Genomic DNA, 20,649 nt, shown 5'->3' with positions numbered 1-20,649 from the left:
TAAAATCGATTGGGGTGTGCCGTTTAATCTCACGGCTAATCGTGCTAGGAGAAAAGCCAAGTGCTCTAGCAATTGATCTGAGCGAGTCTCCCTCTGATAACCGTTGTTCGATATAAAAACGATCTTTTTCATTTAAGTGCCGATAAACCATCTCTACCCTCTAAGTCAAAAGGCGAACTAGAGAGTTTATCTGTATGAATATGAACTCTCTACTGAGTGTTGCACTTCAGATGACGGAGGGCGAACTCTCTAACACGTGCAATACCACCTTTTTCAGCATCCGCCAAAAAGTTAAGCAGTTCTATATTAATCGCTGCACATGCTCCATGCCATACTACAGAAATTAACTCCATCCCACCAGCGATGTGCGCTATAAGTGACCCAGGGTGTGCTTTTGCGTGCTGCCTCACTTTTCTATTCATCAAAATATAGCTTTCTTGATCAAAATCTAATATTTTTTCTCCATTCATTTTCTCTAGCAGTTGATATCTCGGCATGCACACTTTACCTGTCATTATTTATATAAAAATCAACAAGTCCTTATTATTACATTTACAGCATAACCATTAATTTATCAATAATAAACAAAATAAAAATATAAATTTATAAAACATAAAGTTGCAAAAATCTGTTGTAGCTTTACTTCAATTAAGGTAAAGTTTCTGAGCTTAGATGTTAAAATTAGCTTTAATTTAAAATTATTATTATAACAACACTAAAATAGTGTAAAATGAGTTTATTAAGTTGGATTTATCAGGTTATTTACCTAAAAAATACTACAAACATATATCAAATTTTATTGACAACAACCAATTTATAAGAATAAAATTAAGCTCTTCTGGCAATATAGAAGACTATAACTCTATTTTTCTCGAGATATTTAAACTTAAATATCTCGGTAAAATTTCAGATAAAAATTTTTTTGAATTATGTCAAGCACATGGTATAGAAAATCCCATATCCCAAACCATCACTGATATCACCACAATGAAGAGCACAACTCTCATAGAACATGGATCAATCCATTGGCAACTCAATGGATTGATCTGTGAAAACCAAAAAATTAGCAGCTGGCTGCTTTCAGGGCGACATATTAATCATAGAGATAATAAAGAAATAATTAATATTAATAAGTTACTAAAAGGAAAGCCCTACCCTGTATATATTAAAAATTTATCAGGTTCTTTTATCTACGCAAATAAATTTACAAATCACCTTGCTGGAAAAAACATTATAGGCTCTACCGATTATGATTTAATTTGGTCAGATGGCGCAGGCTATTTTGCAAAAAATGATGCAATAGCACGAGAAAATTTCTGCTTGGTTGTAACAGAGTCTGCCTTATGTGTAAATCAGTTAGTCAATATCTTTATCAGTACAAAGCTCGCGTTAAAAGATCAATCTAATAAGGTTATTGGCACACTTAACTTTTCTATACCAACAAAAATAATGCCACCACCGAAATCACTCAAACTAAGCTCCCGTGAATTAGAGTGTATTCACTGGCTTACGCTCGGACAATCACCTAAAAAAATAGCAACCACGATAGGAATATCTAAGCGTACAGTTGAGAATCATATTGCTATGATTAAAGCAAAGTTTAAGTGCCGCACTCAAATTGAACTAGGCTATGCCTTAGGCAAGCTCCATCATTGTTCTTTGATTTAGATCAAATTTAAAAATGCTGCAATTAAATACTACTATCTACCAACATCTAGCACAATATGCCAAACAAATGGATCTGGCACTATTTCATTTAACGCTAGATGGCTATATTCTTGATATTAGCCCAAGTAGCTCAGCACTATTTAACAACAATCACTACTATCATCTAATTAATAAAAATATTATTGATGTTCTGCTATATTTTGGTATAGAAAATAATTTATCTATAAAAAAAGGAAAGTTAAAAACAGCTAAAAAAAATTTATTTTTAAATTTAACACTTATTCATAACTCAAAGAATCAAAGTCCATATTTTATCCTTAGTGTCAATATTCACGCTATATTTAAAAGTACTCTAAGCATTTATACGATAATTGATAGCATTCCTTATCCTGTTTATTGCAAAGATGAAAATAGCCAATACATTTTCGCTAATCCAGCGCTTAATAGTTATGCAGGAAAAAATATTATTGGTCTAACAGATTTCGACTCACCCTGGGCAGCAACCGCAAAGTCTTTAATAAGCAACGATCAATTAGTAATAAATAATAACAAAGCAATCATGGTAATAGAAAAATTAGCTAACTATAAAGGCAATAAGCAGATTACTTATTCAATTAAATCTCCCATTTATAATAAAGAAAGCAATAAAGTCATTGGAGTTTTTGGTATCTCTATTTTCAATTGCTACCAAACAATGACGAATACTAATGGAGAAGTGTCATTATCTATAGGCTTAGACTTATCAGTAAGAGAAGTAGAGTGCGTTAATCTACTAATACAAGGCTTTAGTTCAACTGAGATATCAAAAAAACTCAATATTTCAAATCGCACTGCGCAAGATCATATTAAAAACATTAAACACAAAATGAATTGCCCTAACTTATTTAAGCTAGGCTATATACTTGGCAAACATTTTTCTCATTTACTCCATTATTAATGTTATAGAAATCTATATTTATCTTTATAGAAATATCACTAAAAAATTGACTTTTTTCTAATTCCTGAATTACGGACTGCCCTTTAAAACTAAAAATATTTGCTTTTGACTTGATATTCATACAATACGTATACACAGTACTTCCGGATACCTTAAGTAACGACTCAATATGGCGACATTTTATCCCTTTCATTACCACTTTTAAAAAAAGTATCTTGCTTTCTATTAAAGATAATTTTGGATGTTTTTTGACAGACTTTAAAATATGAATAATATCCTCATCTGACATTGATTTATAATCGTATATCATCACATTAAGAGAGCTTGCAACAACAACTCCGAATTCATTTTTTACTTGATGAAACACGCCAGAACAGACTGATAAAGCATCTTTTGCATCAATAATAAGACAAGGCCGATAACGCACCCTACTCACTCTATTACTAAATAGCAGTTTATTATCATTTAAGATACGCTGATTCTCAATCTTTACTTTTTCGCCATAATTTGAAAAAAAACTCATCATATGTGAGTAGCTTGTCATCACTTCACCATGATTATTCATTATCAACATTATGCCGCCAGGCTGATGATTAATTTTCATAAATTTACGCAGTATTTTTATTAATTATTTTAGAGCCAATTAATTAACAAACAGCTCCACACTCGACTCGAGTATAATAATAAAAATATCTCTCCACTTAATCAATAAAACTAATATAAATCAAATTAATACTTGACAGTCTACACATAAAACAAAAGCTTAAATATCCGTACAATTACGCAGTTATAGACCGTTACAGAAATGCAGAGCAACTTTAATAAAATTTTACCCAGCTTACATAATTTAATAATCTTAAGGTATATTTAAAATAAAATAATCAATTTAACTTACAGGAGATCACTATGTGCCGCTGGCTGGCTTATCAAGGCCCTGAAATTTATTTAGATACACTCATTGCTAAACCAATCAACTCTCTTATCAATCAAAGTATTTCAAGTGGCGGCAATATTACAACCCATGGTGATGGCTTTGGCATTGGTTGGTATAGCCAGCATAAGCAACCTGGCCTTTACCGCGACCTCTACCCCGCTTGGAATGATACGAACTTACAAGAAATTGCTCATCATATTTCTTCACCTCTTTTTTTTTCACATGTACGCGCTTCAACAGGCAATGCATCCGCCTCTCGTCAAAATAGCCACCCCTTTCGCTACCAGAATTGGCTATTTATGCATAATGGCGATATCGGAGGATTTCCTATCATCCGTAAAGATTTAGAGTCGCTCATCAATAATGATTACTACATGCATAAAGAAGGCAATACCGATAGCGAGGCCTTATTTTATTTAATGCTAAGCAATGGCTTGGCACGTAATCCAATTGCAGCAATCCAAACATCCATTAACCAACTGCATTCGTTACTCAAACAACATAGCGTTCACTTACCTGCGCGAATGACAATTTGCATTACCGATGGAGCAACACTCTACGCATTACGCCATTCAAATGATCAACAATCACCCACTTTATTTTATCGAAGCGGTGAGTCTGTTTATGTCGATGAGCTAGGAATATGTCAATTCATTCAAGGCAAAGGAGCCACTCTCATCCTATCAGAGCCTCTAGATGACCAAGAGCACTGGATCAGTATAGAAGAAGATAGCCTACTCACCATCCACCAAGGTGATATTCAACGCATTCCCTTCTCATTACTTCCACGACTTGAATAAGCTAGACAGATGGTTACTTTGCTAGCCAGGTGAATATCATTTTATTAAAAAATAGAACCAATAAAACCCAAAAAGCACTGCTTGCTTAGTTTATTCTAGATTCTAGCGTAAGCGTCGCTAGCACGTCCATGGCTCGCAGCGTCTGCTACAATCTTTAGCAAAGCGGTCAGAATATAAGAAATATCACATGAAGCAATCTATAAAAAACATTCTCAACAATGTTAATTCGCTTGGCAAAGACACTAAAAGTGCTTTAACAAAAATCCAAACAGCATTAAGTCATGAGACAAAAGAGAACAAACAAATGCTGGAAACATATGCATTTTATCTTGCCGGCAAAACCACCAAAGAAGAAATGAAGCATGCCAATGAACAATTTCGTCAACTCCTAAAAACACTTGGTCTAGGAACTTTTTTAGTGTTGCCTGGTAGTGTGATTACTTTGCCATTAATTATTATGCTAGGTAAAAAATTTGGTATTCATTTACTCCCTGAATTTTTCCATAAACAGTTCCCAGAAATAAAACCTGAAGATATTGATAAATATAATCAAAAATAAAAAATTTACTAAAAATTAACAAAAAAATAACTTTTCTACAGCTACTTAACTAGGCTATAATCGCCACTCAAAAGCAACAACACCTAAAAAATCATAAAAAAAATTAAAACTTAAAAAACTTATTTAAAATTTAATAATATTTAATTCAAATTATTTATCTAGTATATTTCATATAAAAATAGGAAAATAAAATTGCCAGATTATAAAATATCAGCATTAACTTGGAACATGGGCAACAATCAAATTCATGGCTCATGTATTCAACAATTATCAGATCAAATTGATAAAGAAGAAGCTGATATCATCTTAGTCAGCGCCCAAGAAGCGAAAGAGTCAAATCTAGAAGGTGAAACACTTTCTGAGCGCCTCGCTAAAAGACAAGGTCTTTTTTTACTCTATCAAACTTCTTTTTCAGTTTTCACCAAAGTTAATCCCTTACCTATGAAATTAGGCGGTGATGGTGTAGATGGCATATCAAATATTTTAAACCCTGCTAAAACCCACCTTGGCATTTTAATCAAGCCAGGCATTGAAGCATCAATCGATCACTTCACCCCTCCGGGCCAAGAAAAAGATGGTCTCAATAAAGGCGGCCAATACGCTGTACTTAAAATTGGCGACCAAAAGATCGGTATCATTGGTGCTCACTTAGATTCCAATAGCGCTGAAAAAAGACAAAAAGAAGTAGAGTCTCTCATGCGTGCAATTGGTGAAAAAACATTAGATACCATTATTTTTATGGGCGATTTTAATGAACGCTTAAGCCCTGATATTCATAGAAGTAACTTACGTAGACATAGTAATGATAGAGTTAGTCAAGCACAATTAGAAGGTGAGCTGATTAAAGAAAGAGATCCACTCACTACAGGGAGAACCCCACTAACAAGGCAATATAGTATTGAATTTCAGTCTCCCGGTTGCTTTAGCTATCACCAACAATCAGAAGAAGGTGCAACCAAATACAAAACAATCCGTGGCAACTCTCCTGATGCTGGCGTTTTGGATAATATTGGCTTGCGCGATACAAAAGGACTCGTCAAAAATTCAGTAGTTCAACCAAAAATGCTGCAGGTTACTAATAAAGATGGCTTTAACCCAAGTGATCATCGCCCAGTGCTTAGAACCTTTGAAATAAAGGTAGCTCCCTCCCTAACACCCAACGATAAGCTCACAAATACAATCGCACATGAGTTAAATCACCTTTCTTTAATCGAGAAAAATAAAACTAAAGTCCAAGCACTGGCAGAACAGTTAAAGCAACTCGATTTAAAGAATCCTGAACAATATAGAGAAACAATCAAGCAGATTTATCGTTCTTCCTCTCTATCATTCGAAGGTCTCATCAGATTGAATCGCCTAGTGACCAAACAAGAAGTCCGGCACTCCCTGTCCAAAGAAAGTTTTGAAGCAATAGTTAAAACAGGATATAAAAATAGCATCGGTAAATCCGAGGTCTGGTGGGGAATAACAAAAACAATGGAAGATATGTACAAATTGGCTGATGCACAGCAATTAGACACAACTTACCCTTGTGATATTCGACTCATACTAGAACTGCGTGATGAAAGAAACTCGCTATTACGTACTAAAGGGTCACAAGAGTCTAGTATCAGCTTATTTAATCAATTCCATCAACAGTCTGAAAGCTATACAAAAACAGAAAACACTATTATTCAGATTGGCCATTGCATGAAGGTACAGGAACCCAGCCCAACCATAAATTAAATGGAAAACTGGCCTCAGAGAATCTATGAGGCCAAGCAATGCTACTATTTATATTGATCGCACTATCTTTGAAACGAATAAATAGCACCTAAATTTAAAATTTCCGTTAATTCATTAAGCGCAACATATGACTCTTCAAGCAATTTTACCTCTTGTAAGTTATCAGTGACTAATTCATCACGATAGTGACGCTCTACCCAATGAACCAATGTATGATAAAGCTCGTCTGTTAATAGCACAGATGAGTTCATTGCAGCAAGCTCTTGCTCTGTTAACACAACACGCAAACGCAAACACGCTGGCCCACCGCCATTTTTCATACTTTGTTTTAAGTCAAAAAATTTCACATCACGAATTGGATTATCTGCCTCAACTGCACGCATCAGCCATTGATGTACTGCTTTATTTTCATAGCACTCTTGTGGGGCAATAATAATCATTTGATCATGACTAACACTCACCAGCTGGCTATTAAATAAATAACTTTTAACTGCATCATTCACACTAACTTCATTATTTTTAACTTTAAGTGGATAAAAATTTTCACCTAAAAATTTACTTGTTAAGGCTTCAATCACTAGATCTGTATCTACAAAGGCATTTTCATGGTAGAGCATGACATTTTTATTGCCAACGGAAATAACATCGTTATGAAACACCCCAGCATCAATCATATCAGGATGCTGCTGAGCAAAAACAACCTTATCCGCACTTAACTGATGCAACCGACTAATTGCCGCTGACGCTTCATAGCTCTGACGCGCTGGAAATTTTGCTGCGGTGAATGAACTTTGTTTAAAGCCATAGCGACCAAAAACAAAAAGTTGCACGCCAGGATCATTATAGTCTTGGCAAAAACGCGTATGATTCGCTGCCCCCTCATCCCCAAAGTAATCGCTCAATGGTAAGGCGTCATGGTGGTGAAAATAACGCGTATCAGTAAAAATTGCTTTTAAAGCACGTGCAGTTGTTAAATATTCAATCGAGCGATGAAATTTATTGCTTAAATTCGCTGGGGTAAAATGCACTTTCCCATCAAAGCTATCAGCACTTGGCGACACTGTTGCCGCATTTGCCGTCCACATACTCGAGGCTGAGCAACAAGCTGCAAAGACTTCAGGCGCCACTGTCGCCGCCTGTACTAATACCTCTCCATCAGACCCTCTAAACCCTAATTGTCTTAATGTCGAAATATGAGGGCGATCATGCGGGGGTAATACCGCCTGCTTCAGACCTAAATCATGCAGTGCTTTCATTTTTTTTAAGCCTTGCAACGCCGCCTGCTTTGGCTGCGATACACCACTACCGCTTGCAATCGATGCCACATTACCAAAAGATAAGGCACCATAGTTATGTGACGGACCGACAATACCGTCAAAATTTACTTCAAATGCTTGCATACTATCCTCACACAACAAGATAAAAACAACACAAACTAATAATAAAATATAAAACAATTAAATAAAAAAATCGGCTGCATCTAACAACCGATCATATACATTCATTTAACCTAATTTAACCTTAAATATAGATCATCTCAATTTAGCATGGCTTAATTGTCAAACCGGGGCTCAGCGCTGTAGGCAACACTAAAGCTTCAGCTTCTAAACTGGCAACAGGATAAGCACAATAATCTGCCGCATAATACGCACTGGCACGATGATTGCCACTATCACCGACCCCACCAAATGGTGAGGCAGAGCTCGCTCCTGTTAATGGCCGATTCCAATTAACAATACCCGCACGACTTAAGCTCAAGAACCTTTCATATAACGCCTTATTATCCGATAAAATACCCGCGGACAGGCCAAATGCAGTATCATTCGCAACATCAATAGCCTCCTCAAAATTCTTCACGCGAATTACCTTTAACAATGGCCCAAAGTGCTCTTCGTCAGCTAACTCTAGCCCGGTGACATCTATTAAGCCTGGGCTAACTAGGCCGCTATTTTCTTTTAATGATTTCATTTCAACAAGCGACTTTGCCCCTTGCTTAATCAAATGTTCTTGTACTGATAATAACTGCTGTGCCGCCTGCTGTGAAATCATTGACCCCATAAACGGCTGATCTTCTGCATCATACTCAGCGACTTTAATCGCTGTAACTGAAGTGGCAAGCGCATTAATAAATTCATCGCCTTCACGACCGACCGGCACAATCAAACGCCGAGCGCAAGTACAGCGCTGTCCTGCTGAAATATAAGCAGATTGAATAGTATGATACACGGCTGCCTGTAGATTTTTAGCCTCAGTGACAATTAATGGGTTATTCCCACCCATTTCTAATGCTAATATTTTTCCTGGCTGTCCACCATATTGCTCATGCAGTATACGCCCAGTCGTCGAGCTACCTGTAAAAAATAAGCCATCAATTTGCACGTGATGGGCTAAAGCTTGACCGGTTGCTTTTAAGCCTTGCACCAAATTTAATACACCTGCAGGCAACCCGGCTTGCTGCCACAATTTAATCATTTCTTCCGCCGTTTTCGGCGTTAACTCGCTGGGTTTAAATACAAGGGTATTGCCAGCCAGCAATGCTGGAATAATATGCCCATTTGGCAGATGACCAGGAAAATTATAAGGGCCAAACACCGCAACCACACCGTGAGGTTTATGACGCAACATAGCTCGAGCACCTGCGACCTCAGACTCTTTGAGCCCTGTACGCTCTTCATAAGCTTGTAAAGAAATCGCCAACTTGCCAGCCATCGCACCCGCTTCTGTCAGTGTTTCCCATAGTGGCTTGCCCGTTTCCTCAGCGATCGTCTTAGCTAACAATTCTTGGTTTGCTTTTACTAACTCAGTAAATGCTTGTAACACTTTTAAACGCGCACTGAACCCTGTTGCTGACCACTCAATAAACGCAACTCTGGCTGCTTGCACCGCTTGATCAACCTCACCCGCAGTCGCCGCTTTGCCTTGCCAAATCTCTTGATTATAGCTTGGATCAATCGACTGGAATAACTCACCCACACCTGGGTACCATTCCCCATTAATATAGTGACTCATGATTTCTCTTCCTTTTTTACATCTAATAAAATATAACGTAACTGATCACCTGGCCGAACTTGCAATACATCAACAGCCTCATCCGTTAAATACGCCTGATCATGCTCTATCAACATACGCGTTACACATGATCTAAAGCCTAATGAACAATTACCAACAATAGCAAGCGCTCCAGACTCTTGGTCAGTATGACCTTTAAATACCGCCGCCATGCTTTTACGAATCGAACGGATGTACTTTAACTGAGCTTCAACAGTGGGGCCTGCATCAAAAATATCAACATAGCCCTTATAAACAAATCCTTCCTTTTCCAACAAGGTTAAGGCTGGGGCAGTATCTTGATGAACCTGACCAATCACTTCACGTGCACTTTCAGGCAGTAATTCAGTATAAATAGGATGGCGCGGCACCATATCAGAAATAAACTGTTTATTGCCTATGCCTGTTAGATAATCTGCTTGTTTAAACTCTAGGTCAAAAAAATTAGCACCAAGGCCTTCCCAAAATGGTGAATAGCCATCCGTGCTGGATACACCACGCATCTCGGCGATCACAGTATCATCAAAGCGATCTGGAAATTGTGCCATAAATAAAAACCGCGAGCGTGAGAGTAAATGACCATTTTTATGCGCACGAAAATCTGGATGTAAAAATAGCGTACCTATCTCAGAAGCACCATGATAATCATTAGACAGTGATAGTGCTTTGAGCTCTTTGTACAATCCCAATGCCTCACACGATTTAGCTAATGTCGTCAAACGATAGTGATAACATGGCAAACCATGCCCCACACATGAATAAATGCCACTGGTACCAACAATCTGTTGAGAGTCCAGGTCTTCCAAAACAAATAAATAATCCCCTTCACGATAATTAGGCTCTTTATTATTTAAGCTTTTTACCGAGCTTGCAATCCGTTGTTGTAGTAATTCCTCATTAACCGGTAAGGTCGTTAAGCCAACGCCTGAGACTTCTGCCAAATGGCAGAGTTTGGGTAAGTCACGCATCTCAACAGGACGAACGACGGCATGAATACTTCTTATCATACATTTTCCCTAAATTTCCACGCCGAAATCATGCAGCGCAAAATTAAAAATAAAATAACTTTAGTTTTTCAAGCTGTTCCATCTTAGCTTGCGCGCTAAAAGATCACAAGAAGAAAAAAACCACTACATTAATGCTGCATCGCTTTTACGAGACAACCAGCGTTCTTTTGCAGCGCGCAACTCTTCTTCCTTAATCAGATTTAAAAAATCAATATCATGGCTCTTAATAAATCGAACCAAATAGTCATCACGGCTTAAATCAACAAAGCGAAAGGCAAGATCTCCTGTTTGCCTCGCCCCCAATAAATCACCCGGGCCACGCAATAATAAATCCTGCTCAGCAATATAAAAGCCATCGCTGCTCTCACGTAATACATCCAAACGCTGATAACCTTGCTCTGAAAGTGGTGCTTGGTACATGAGCACACAATAACTTTGCACCGAACCACGCCCAACACGTCCGCGCAACTGATGTAGCTGAGCCAAGCCCAAACGCTCAGGATTTTCAATCACCATCAAACTGGCATTCGGCACATCCACCCCCACTTCAATCACCGTGGTTGCAACTAACACATCTAATTTATGTTCTTTAAAATCAGTAAGCAGCTGATTCTTCTCATTCCCACTCAGCCGTCCATGCACCAAGCCCACGTTTAATCCTGGCAATTCTTTATCTAATATTTTTTTTAGCGCTTGTGCAGCCTGTCCTGGTAACCGAGAACTTTCCAAACTTGCAGAGTTTTCAGACGCTTCAATTAAAGTACAGACCCAGTACGCCTGCTGCCCATTCATACAATTTTCTCTAACGCGCGCAATCACTTCATGACGACGTTGATTAGCAAGAGCGATGGTCTTTATCGGACGGCGGCCTTTTGGCACTTCATCCAATAACGACACATCCAAATCAGCATAGAGAGTCATCGCCAACGTTCGCGGAATCGGGGTTGCTGTCATAAAAAGCTGATGCGGCATTTTCCCTTTCTTACTCGCCTGCTGGCTTAATAAGCTACGCTGTTCGACACCAAAACGATGTTGCTCATCAATAATCACTAAATTAAGGCTTGCATACTGCACATCATTTTGTAATAGTGCATGCGTCCCCACAATGACTTGACTCTCTCCACTCTTAATATCACGCAATACTTGCTCACGCGCTTGCTTTTTTAAGCGCCCTGACAATAAAACAGTGCTTATTCCAAAAGGCGTCAACCAGCACTGCAATGTCTGATAGTGCTGCGTTGCCAACACCTCCAAAGGCGCTAACACGGCCACTTGACCATATTTTACCGCCGCTAAAGCCGCCAATGCGGCAACCACTGTTTTACCTGCCCCCACATCCCCTTGGACAAGGCGTTGCATCGGCCGAGATCGTGCAAGGTCATCATAAATTTCCTGGCTCACTCGAGACTGCGCTTGCGTTAAATTAAAAGGTAAATTCTCTAAAAACTGTTGTTCTTGCTGCTTACAGTACGCGATAGTTTGAGCCTGTTGCTGATCCAGCTCACAACGCGCATGATACAAGCTTAATTGGTGCGTAAGTAACTCATCAACCAACAACGCTTGCCAAGCAGGATGGTAACGCTGTTCCAACGCTTTTTTATCGCAGTGGCCATCTGGCCTATGTAAATATAAAATTGCATCAACTAAGTCAGGCAAGCATATGCTTAATTTTTCACTATATGAAGAATATAAGCTTGAGCAATGAATATGACCTTGCTGCAACAGCATAAGCGCCTGGTCCATGATACGACGCAGACTCGCCTGAGCAAGGCCCTCACAACTACGATAAACGGGTCGTAAGTGAGTTTCTAGCACCGGCAACTGACCATTATTTGCACTTTTCCATTCAGGGTGCACCAGTTCATAACCAAAGTTATTTTCTCTTAAAATACCCGCACACAATACCCATTGCCCTTGGGCAAATACACTGCGCACACGACCAAAGGCCTTAAAAAAACAAATAGCAATCTCACTTTTACTCTGCTCAGTTACTAACTGTGCAATCAGTCCACCTTTTCTTAAAGCCTGACTAGAACTCACTTGACCAAAGATGACAATAAACTCACCTGGAATCATATCTGCAGCAGAAGTTAGACGTGTATGATCTTCATAACGAAAAGGTAGGTGTAATAACAAATCAGTGAGCGAGTAGATACCAAGTTGCTCAAGCTTCCCTAATAATTTAGGTCCCACTCCTTTTAAACCCGTTAAAGGCAATTCGTGATTGATCAAAAAAACACCTACCTCTGTATCCTATACTCTCTAATGTATTCCCAATATATTTCTAATAGTTATATCTCTATATTATGCCTTTCTTTTAGACACTAATCCCCCCATAATAACACTAAAAATAAACTTAGACTTTATAAAAAATAGCCAAACTTCAGGAGCTGATCATGGTTGAAACAAGCTTAGTTAAGTCTCAAGGCGCACTCGTTATGCGCACCATCGCCATGCCTGCAGATACGAATGCAAATGGTGATATTTTTGGCGGCTGGATTCTCTCACAAATGGACTTAGGCGGTGGTATTATTGCTAAAAAAACAGCCAACACACGCACAACAACCATCGCGATTGACTCACTGACCTTTTTAAACCCGGTTCATGTCGGTGACACCGTCTCTTGCTATGCACAGGTCGCACATATTGGTCGTACATCCATGAAAATCAATGTCGAAGTCTGGGTCTATCGTCATTTAAGCGATGAAGATTTATTGGTGACTAAAGGTGTTTTTACTTATGTCTCTATTGGTGAAAACGGGCGCCCCACGCCAGTGAAACGCACACAAAATGAAAGTTAATAGTTAACAAGATATCTGGCACATTAAGTATTGTAAGTACCGCGTTGCATTGAGTTAAGCTTAAGAAATAGCTAAATCTAAGGCTTTTTTCTGCATACCAATTAACTGCTCAATGCCATGCTGACCTAATTTAAGCATGGACTGCAATTCATCAGCACTAAAGGCAACACCTTCTGCTGTCCCTTGTACTTCAATAAAATGATTCTCATCATTCATAATGATATTCATATCCGTTTCAGCATTAGAGTCCTCAGCATAGTCCAGGTCTAATACTGGCTCTCCCTTATAAATACCAACAGAAACAGAAGCGACAAGGTTTTTTAATGGATTTGATTTTAAACGATTGCGCTCATACAAATGACGGATTGCATCGGCCATAGCGACACAGGCCCCTGTAATCGATGCAGTACGCGTGCCGCCATCCGCTTGAATTACATCACAATCAATATGAATGGTATTCTCACCCAGCGCTTTCATATCCACTGCTGCGCGTAATGAGCGACCAATTAAACGCTGGATTTCTTGAGTCCGCCCCGTTTGTTTACCACGCGCCGCTTCACGATCGGTACGCTGAGTTGTCGCACGCGGGAGCATGCCATATTCTGCTGTCACCCAACCTTGGCCCTGACCTTTCAAAAAGCGTGGCACACCATTCACGGCACTGGCATTACATAACACTTTCGTCTCACCATACTCAACCAACACTGACCCTTCAGCATGCTTGGTATAATTACGGGTAATGCGGATTTCCCGCAATTCATCTTGCTTTCGACCACTCGGACGCATAACTACCTTTCCTAAAAAAAATGAAAGAGGTATTATAACCCATTTAACGCCAGGGTAAGAAGGGCAAGAGAGGATTAATAGAATAATGACTAAAATTTATAGCATGACCGCCTTTGCACGTTATGAACACAAAGCAACACCCTGCCAACTGACCTGGGAAATCCGTGCCGTCAATCACCGCTATTTGGAAATCCAGCCCAAACTTCCCGATGCTTTTCGTGACCTCGAGCCCGCTTTACGCGACATGGTTAAAAAGCAGGTAGCGCGCGGCAAACTTGAAGTGAGTTTACGCTATCAGTTAGATAGCCCATCAAGTGAGGCATTTACCATCAATCAAGCGCTCACTACTTCTTTACTCTCAGCCCTCAACCAACTCAAGGCAATAACTGACGCGAAGCAAGAGCAAACGACATTCGCCCCTGCCAATCCACTCGAATTGCTCGCTTGGCCCGGTGTGCTTGAACAGCAACAAAATGATCTTAACCAAGTCAAGTCCGCTGCACTTAATGCATTAGCAAGTGCCTTAACAGAATTTAATGCCTGTCGTGAACGCGAAGGCGCTGAATTAAAAACATTCTTACTCTACCACTTGGACTCTATGGCACCATTCATTAACCAGGTGGCAGAAGCAGCACCAGAAAATCTAGCCCACCTGCGCACAAAAATGACCGAACGTTTAGCGGAAATTAATCAAACAGCAAATTCAGAACGCTTAGAGCAAGAGCTCCTCTTCTGGGCACAAAAACTTGATATCAGCGAAGAAATTGAACGCCTACACACACACATAAAAGAAACACGACGTGTATTAAATCAAGCTGGCACCACCGGTCGACGCTTGGATTTTTTGATGCAAGAACTTAATCGTGAATGTAATACCCTTGGCTCAAAATCACAACACAGCCTAGCAACCCAAGCGGTTGTTGAACTTAAGGTCATTGTCGAGAAAATGCGCGAACAAATTCAAAATATCGAATAAAAATTAAATTACATTAAATAAAATCAGGTAATCTAACTCAATGAGCACAACTAAAGGTACACTGTACATATTCTCCGCCCCGTCAGGAGCAGGTAAAACCAGCTTAGTAAAAGCACTCACAAAGACACTAACAGGAATTAACGTCTCTGTATCACATACGACACGCCCGATGCGTCACGGCGAAGTTAACGGCAGCCATTATCATTTTGTCAGCAAAGAGCAATTTCAATCGCTTATTCAAAAAGGCCAATTTTTAGAACATGCTTGTGTCTTTGGTAATGATTACGGCACTAGCCATGCCCATATTCAAGAGCAGCTTGATCAGGGCCTTGATATTATTCTTGAAATCGACTGGCAAGGCGGTGCGCAAGTGCGCAAATTAATACCTGAAAGCATCAGTATTTTTATCCTACCACCATCCCGCCAAGCACTACAAGAACGTCTTACTGGCCGTGGCCAAGACAGCACTGAAGTCATTAATCAACGCTTGCATGAAGCCCATGAGGAAATGCAACATTTTAGTGAATATGATTACTTAATTATCAATGACGACTTTGACCAAGCACTGAAAGAACTCACTGTAATTGTTCAGGCCAAACGTTTAAAAGTTGAAAAACAAAAAATAACTCACCTCCTCCTCATCGAAGAGCTCTTGGCTTAAGATAAAGAAGTAGGTACAATCTATACACTTTACCAATGAATATGTTATTGAGGTATTTTTATGGCCCGTGTTACCGTTGAAGATTGCTTAACTCGAGTTGATAATCGTTTCCAACTTGTTTTAGTCGCCGCCAAGCGTGCTCGTCAATTAGCTTATGGCTCGGAGGCAACATTAACATGGGAAAATGACAAGCCAACCGTCATGGCTTTACGTGAAATTGCCGAAGGCAAGGTCACTCGCGACATACTGAACGAAGACGAGCAATAAATCAGCTAGAAAGAGTTAAAGATGTTCCTTTTTACTGATTTACGTGATGAAATCAAAACCTACCTTGAACATGACGATGTCATTCAAGTCTGCCAGGCTTTTTTAGTTGCTTTTCGCGCCCATGACGGCCAAGTGCGTCGCTCTGGTGAGCCTTATATCTGCCACCCCATTGAAGTTGCCCGTATTCTCGCTTCAATGAAAATGGACGCCCAAACCATTATGGCCGCCCTGATGCATGATGTCATCGAAGACACCGAAGTCACTAAAGAAGATATTGCTAAGCTGTTTGGTGATGAAGTGGCCAATCTTATTGATGGTGTCACTAAGCTCAAACAAATTAGCTTTCGCAGTAAAATTGAACAACAAGCGGAGAACTTCCGCAAAATGATGCTGGCGATGGTCAAAGATGTCCGGGTGATCCTCGTTAAGCTTGCTGATCGTTTACATAATATGCGCACTTTAGGTGCCTTACCGCCCAGTAAAAAACGCCGCATCGCTCGAGAGACTCTCGATATTTATGCCCCTATCGCTCATCGTTTGGGTATGCACAATATCCGCCTTGAGTTTGAGGACTTAGGCTTCCAGTCCATGTACCCGATGCGCTATCGCACCATTCGCGACTCAGTGCACAAAGCACGTGGTAACCGCCATAAAATTATTGAAAAAATCGAAGAAGAGCTCAAAGAACATCTCAAAAAACATCAAATCGATTACATTAAGCTCTCTGGCCGCGAAAAACACTATTACAGTATTTACAAAAAAATGCTTAACAAAGGCCTCTCATTTAATGAAGTTATGGATGTGTATGCCTTCCGCGTTTTACTTAATAATCGTGATAACTGTTACCGCACCCTCGGCTCGGCTCATGCTTTATATAAACCTGTCCCCGGGCGCTTTAAAGACTATATCGCCATTCCGAAAGCCAACGGCTATCAGTCCTTACATACGACCTTATTCGGCCCCTACGGCGTACCCATAGAAATTCAAATTCGTACCAAGAAAATGCATCAGGTTGCCGAAGTGGGGATTGCCGCGCACTGGCTCTATAAAGAAGGCAATACCAAAATCGAAGCCAGCACAGCACGTTGGCTCAAAGGCGTTGAAGAAATTCAAGAGCATTCGGGCTCTTCACTCGAGTTTATTGAAGATATGAAAGGGGATTTATTCCCAGGTGAGGTGTATATCTTCTCACCCAAAGGCAAAATTTTTGCCCTGCCCAATGGCTCTACTGCGGTTGATTTTGCCTATGCTGTGCATACCCATATTGGCAACGCCTGCATTGCGAGCAAAATTGATAACCGCTTAATGCCACTTAGCACACCACTGATGACAGGACAAACGGTAGAAATTATTACCGCTCCTGCCGCCCGCCCTAACCCGGCCTGGCTGAGCTTTGTTGTCACCGGCAAAGCTCGTGGTAATATTCGCCATCACTTAAAGAACCAGCAACTACTCGATGCCATTGAATTAGGTAAAGCATTACTTGAACGTGCGCTCACTCATGCCAGTATAGACCTGGATGCTTTATCACAAAGTACATTATCACACAGCTTACTGCGGAAAATGGAATACGAAAGCTTAGACAAACTCTATGCAGATATCGGTATTGGTCATCGCACTGCGAATATGGTTGCACAAAACATTCATTGCCTACACTCACCCTCTGCTGATCTACAACAAACAGGCAATACAGATACGGCTCTTGCAACCGCTCAACCACCAACAGCCCCCGCCCCCTTACTAATCAAAGGCACAGAAGGGATGGTTGTCAGCTTTGCAAAGTGCTGCTATCCAATCCCTGGCGATGAAGTCATCGGTTGCCTCAATGCTGGACGCGGCATTATCGTCCATAGAACGCACTGTAAGAATGCCTTGCTAACCTTAAAGCGCAATCCTGAGCATTGTATCCAAATTGATTGGTCACCCAGCACCGCAGCTGACTTTAGTGCACGTGTTCGTGTGGAAATGTCCAACTTCCGCGGTGCATTAGGACGTATTACCACAGAAATTGCCGATGCAGATTCAAATATCGAACATATTCATAGTGATGAGTCGGATGAGCGCTACTTTATCGTTACCCTCACATTATCCGTTAGAAATCGTGTACATCTCGCTCGGGTGATGCGCCGCTTAAAAGGCCTACGCACCACACTCAGGATCTATCGGTTAAAGTAGGTCATTCTATCGACTCATTACAGAAAGTGTCTGACACTGTTCTTGCATTGCTAACTTTTCAAGTCCAGCTTGCATGATTAATGCTTCTCGTGAAGATTCGACTTTTACCACTTGATCATACCCTGCAAGAACTGCGGCATTCAGCGCTTCTTCCAAGCTAATATTCTCAAGCATCTCAAATACCTTGCTCTCTAACAACACCAATCTCATCCTAAATGGCCCGCCCATATCAGCCAGACTACGATCAACTTGCTTTTCTAGTGCATGCACTTTCTCTAAGAGATCTTTTGCACCCTTAGAAGTAGTTACACCTACAAGCTCCCTTTGCATGTCAGCCTCTACTTCTTTAAACTTCGCTTCACATTCAAATTCAAGCTGTTCAGAGATTTTTGCCTCTAAAAATGCCAACCTTGTACTAAACGAGCTACTGTCACTAAAATCTGCTGAACTATGAATCTGTGAGTGTAATGCTCGTACTGCTTGTAATAAACGCCACTTATCTGCAGATGTTAGCTGGCCTTTACCAAGAAGATCACGATGTTCTTGTAAAAAATGCTGCCCTTCCTTCTTAAAATGAGATCTCCAGCGCCAGCGCCCCGTTGCATAATCACCAATAACTGCACATGCGAGCTTAGCAAGATTATCTTCTCTATACTGCTCCCCATAACGCGCAAACCTTTCTTCAGTTAGCTTTTGCAGTTTATTCAAGCGCGAATCTATTTTTGAACCTTCTACTAAATTCTTTGCATACACTTGCTGCAAACCCACTTCGGGATAAGTCGAGAGGAGCTCTCCAGCCGCTTTGCCCGTTAAAGCATATTGGCTCGTTTTCAATGATGAAAGTGAGCGAGATCCTTCTACATAAGTTAACCTACCATTATCATTACAAGTTGAAATTAAATCCATATTCACCGCAGTATTTTCTGCAAGCCAGCCCGCTCTATTTTCTCTTAAACTAACATCAGTAAAAGATGACAGATAGGACATCAACACGCTTTCTACAACTGTTTGATACTTCAAGTACTGCTCATCAATAAATTGATTAAGCCCCTCTGCCGTGACATCCTTATCGCCATTTAAAAAACGAGCAATATCAGAATTCAATAACGGGTAAATATAACCATAAGCAAATCTAACCGCGTGCTGTGCAACACCTTCTTGCTTAGTCAAAGCATGTGCAACATACTCAGCATGAAGATACATTGCATTATAAATGGGCTTAATTTTAAAGTACTGATTTGAATGAATTAAACTTTCAAAATTATGATCAAAATGTTGCTTGGGTGATTTAAGTGTGGACGCTAATTGTGCGTAAAGCGCTGTTATACCACGGCTCGCTTTCTCATTCAGCTTTAAAACCTGCTCGGCACTAAAAAAATTTGCATCCTGGCAAATGACGTTAGAACTACTTGCACTCGCTAGGGCGTTGATAATAATATCAGTTTCTTTGAACTTTACTTTATCAAGCAATTTCGTATATTCACCCGCTGCTAATTCACGCGCATGAGCAAGATAAAACTCTTTAAGATCAATCTCTTCGAAGCTTTCCGTAAAATTTTCTTCTAAAAAGGATAAAAACAACAACTTCGTATTAAGGCTTTCGAGTAAATTACCAGAAAGGCGATCGATCTCCTCAAAACTTATTTTTGTATAGTAATCAAGGCATGCAACTAAAAAGCTAAGTATATAAAAGTTTGCGTCAGGATAAGTCTTATCATTTAATTTTGTTGACTGCACCTCCCGTATTTTTTTTATTCTTGCTTGTTCTAGCTCCTTCTCATACCATGCTGGATTTAATTCAGCTAAATCAAATGCAACTAATGTTTTTCGACCATTAAGCTGGCTTTCTGAAAATGCCTGTCCTTGAATATTAAGGTAACAACTTTTTAGGTCTACGGCCTCCCCTTCCAACTGCCGCTGAACTAAACCAACCAAGTCCACTGGAGAAGCTGCATTACCTGGTATATTCAAAAAATTAAACGCTGACATAAAGGTTTCTCCCGAAAAATATAGCAATCCAATTAAAATACTTAACAGCCTAAAAATATTAAAGTTTTTTTAAAAAATAATTATTTTCAATATAACATTAAAAATAAAGCACAAAAATTACATAAGTTGTAAATAATATGAAACAAATATCATCAATTTTACATAAAGTAAATCAAAAACTTATTTTAGTTTATATTTTCGCCCTCCGTCATCTGAAGTGCAACACTACTCTATACTAAGCCGCCATCAAATACTCTAAAAAAACATGATTAGGTGAGCAATAATTCAAACTCGCTCTTCTTCTGGTATTCAATGT

At 39.7% G+C, this 20,649-nt stretch carries 19 protein-coding genes; 10 read left to right on the top strand and 9 right to left on the bottom strand.

Going from position 1 to position 20,649, the window contains the following annotated elements; genetic code table 11:
• On the bottom strand, positions 1 to 151 hold a 151-nt coding region (locus C200_RS14985), incomplete at its 3' end, for a helix-turn-helix domain-containing protein (RefSeq protein WP_155274424.1).
• Positions 152 to 209: 58 nt separating this feature from the next.
• Positions 210 to 497, bottom strand: coding sequence for a hypothetical protein (locus C200_RS08810; protein ID WP_033923740.1), 288 nt, complete (start codon positions 495 to 497; stop codon positions 210 to 212).
• Between the two features lie 490 nt (positions 498 to 987).
• Between C200_RS08810 and C200_RS08805 the strand changes: the two genes are divergently transcribed.
• Entirely contained in the window at positions 988 to 1,668 is a 681-nt protein-coding gene (locus C200_RS08805) for a helix-turn-helix transcriptional regulator (protein WP_144019255.1), read from the top strand.
• A 13-nt stretch (positions 1,669 to 1,681) separates the two neighbouring features.
• Positions 1,682 to 2,605 carry a PAS and helix-turn-helix domain-containing protein gene (locus C200_RS08800; protein ID WP_016211716.1) on the top strand — a complete coding sequence of 308 codons (924 nt, stop codon included), beginning with the start codon at positions 1,682 to 1,684 and terminating at the stop codon, positions 2,603 to 2,605.
• On the opposite strand, the gene C200_RS08795 is transcribed toward C200_RS08800, so the two are convergent.
• Positions 2,553 to 3,209: a hypothetical protein gene (locus tag C200_RS08795; protein ID WP_032126595.1), complete on the bottom strand. Its 657-nt coding sequence runs from the start codon at positions 3,207 to 3,209 to the stop codon at positions 2,553 to 2,555. The genes C200_RS08800 and C200_RS08795 overlap by 53 nt on opposite strands.
• Before the next feature lie 302 nt (positions 3,210 to 3,511).
• Here C200_RS08795 and C200_RS08790 point away from each other — a divergent pair, with 302 nt between their 5' ends.
• The 3 genes from C200_RS08790 (at position 3,512) to C200_RS08780 (ending at position 6,623) form a co-directional block, all read left to right on the top strand.
• Positions 3,512 to 4,339: a class II glutamine amidotransferase gene (locus tag C200_RS08790; protein WP_016211719.1), complete on the top strand. Its 828-nt coding sequence runs from the start codon at positions 3,512 to 3,514 to the stop codon at positions 4,337 to 4,339.
• Positions 4,340 to 4,526: 187 nt separating this feature from the next.
• A complete protein-coding gene (locus C200_RS08785; protein ID WP_052133280.1) occupies positions 4,527 to 4,898 on the top strand; it encodes a hypothetical protein in 372 nt (123 codons plus the stop codon).
• Between the two features lie 192 nt (positions 4,899 to 5,090).
• Positions 5,091 to 6,623: an endonuclease/exonuclease/phosphatase family protein gene (locus C200_RS08780; protein ID WP_032126590.1), complete on the top strand. Its 1,533-nt coding sequence runs from the start codon at positions 5,091 to 5,093 to the stop codon at positions 6,621 to 6,623.
• A gap of 62 nt (positions 6,624 to 6,685) precedes the next feature.
• On the opposite strand, the gene astB is transcribed toward C200_RS08780, so the two are convergent.
• The 4 genes from astB to recG all read right to left on the bottom strand — a co-directional run bounded on the left by astB (position 6,686) and on the right by recG (position 12,910).
• Positions 6,686 to 8,023, bottom strand: a complete 1,338-nt coding sequence (gene astB / locus C200_RS08775) for an N-succinylarginine dihydrolase (protein ID WP_032126591.1) — start codon at positions 8,021 to 8,023, stop codon at positions 6,686 to 6,688.
• A 142-nt stretch (positions 8,024 to 8,165) separates the two neighbouring features.
• Positions 8,166 to 9,632: a succinylglutamate-semialdehyde dehydrogenase gene (astD, locus tag C200_RS08770; protein WP_016210313.1), complete on the bottom strand. Its 1,467-nt coding sequence runs from the start codon at positions 9,630 to 9,632 to the stop codon at positions 8,166 to 8,168.
• On the bottom strand, positions 9,629 to 10,678 hold the full coding sequence (astA, locus tag C200_RS08765) for an arginine N-succinyltransferase (protein WP_016210314.1): 1,050 nt from the start codon (positions 10,676 to 10,678) through the stop codon (positions 9,629 to 9,631). Before astA ends, astD begins: the two co-directional genes overlap by 4 nt.
• A 123-nt stretch (positions 10,679 to 10,801) precedes the next feature.
• Positions 10,802 to 12,910, bottom strand: a complete 2,109-nt coding sequence (gene recG / locus C200_RS08760; RefSeq protein WP_016210306.1) for an ATP-dependent DNA helicase RecG — start codon at positions 12,908 to 12,910, stop codon at positions 10,802 to 10,804.
• Between the two features lie 164 nt (positions 12,911 to 13,074).
• On the opposite strand from recG, the gene C200_RS08755 reads away from it, so the two are divergent.
• Entirely contained in the window at positions 13,075 to 13,479 is a 405-nt protein-coding gene (locus C200_RS08755) for an acyl-CoA thioesterase (RefSeq protein ID WP_016210305.1), read from the top strand.
• 60 nt (positions 13,480 to 13,539) lie between these two features.
• Here the strand turns inward: C200_RS08755 and rph are convergent, their stop codons facing one another.
• On the bottom strand, positions 13,540 to 14,265 hold the full coding sequence (rph, locus tag C200_RS08750) for a ribonuclease PH (protein ID WP_016210308.1): 726 nt from the start codon (positions 14,263 to 14,265) through the stop codon (positions 13,540 to 13,542).
• 85 nt (positions 14,266 to 14,350) lie between these two features.
• On the opposite strand from rph, the gene C200_RS08745 reads away from it, so the two are divergent.
• The 4 genes from C200_RS08745 to C200_RS08730 are packed head-to-tail and all read left to right on the top strand — an operon-like array spanning position 14,351 to position 18,344.
• On the top strand, positions 14,351 to 15,241 hold the full coding sequence (locus C200_RS08745; RefSeq protein WP_016210307.1) for a YicC/YloC family endoribonuclease: 891 nt from the start codon (positions 14,351 to 14,353) through the stop codon (positions 15,239 to 15,241).
• A 40-nt stretch (positions 15,242 to 15,281) separates the two neighbouring features.
• Positions 15,282 to 15,902, top strand: a complete 621-nt coding sequence (gene gmk, locus C200_RS08740; RefSeq protein ID WP_032126592.1) for a guanylate kinase — start codon at positions 15,282 to 15,284, stop codon at positions 15,900 to 15,902.
• A 60-nt stretch (positions 15,903 to 15,962) separates the two neighbouring features.
• Positions 15,963 to 16,169, top strand: a complete 207-nt coding sequence (gene rpoZ, locus C200_RS08735; RefSeq protein ID WP_016210310.1) for a DNA-directed RNA polymerase subunit omega — start codon at positions 15,963 to 15,965, stop codon at positions 16,167 to 16,169.
• Between the two features lie 21 nt (positions 16,170 to 16,190).
• On the top strand, positions 16,191 to 18,344 hold the full coding sequence (locus tag C200_RS08730) for a RelA/SpoT family protein (protein WP_016210316.1): 2,154 nt from the start codon (positions 16,191 to 16,193) through the stop codon (positions 18,342 to 18,344).
• 6 nt (positions 18,345 to 18,350) lie between these two features.
• Here the strand turns inward: C200_RS08730 and C200_RS08725 are convergent, their stop codons facing one another.
• Positions 18,351 to 20,333: a hypothetical protein gene (locus C200_RS08725; protein ID WP_016210317.1), complete on the bottom strand. Its 1,983-nt coding sequence runs from the start codon at positions 20,331 to 20,333 to the stop codon at positions 18,351 to 18,353.
• Between the last annotated feature and the right edge of the window lie 316 nt (positions 20,334 to 20,649).

The sequence above is a fragment of the Piscirickettsia salmonis LF-89 = ATCC VR-1361 genome (assembly GCF_000297215.2).
Taxonomy (GTDB): domain Bacteria; phylum Pseudomonadota; class Gammaproteobacteria; order Piscirickettsiales; family Piscirickettsiaceae; genus Piscirickettsia; species Piscirickettsia salmonis.
The sequence above is the reverse complement of the archived record's forward strand: the minus strand, read 5'-3'. Positions and strand labels throughout refer to the sequence as shown.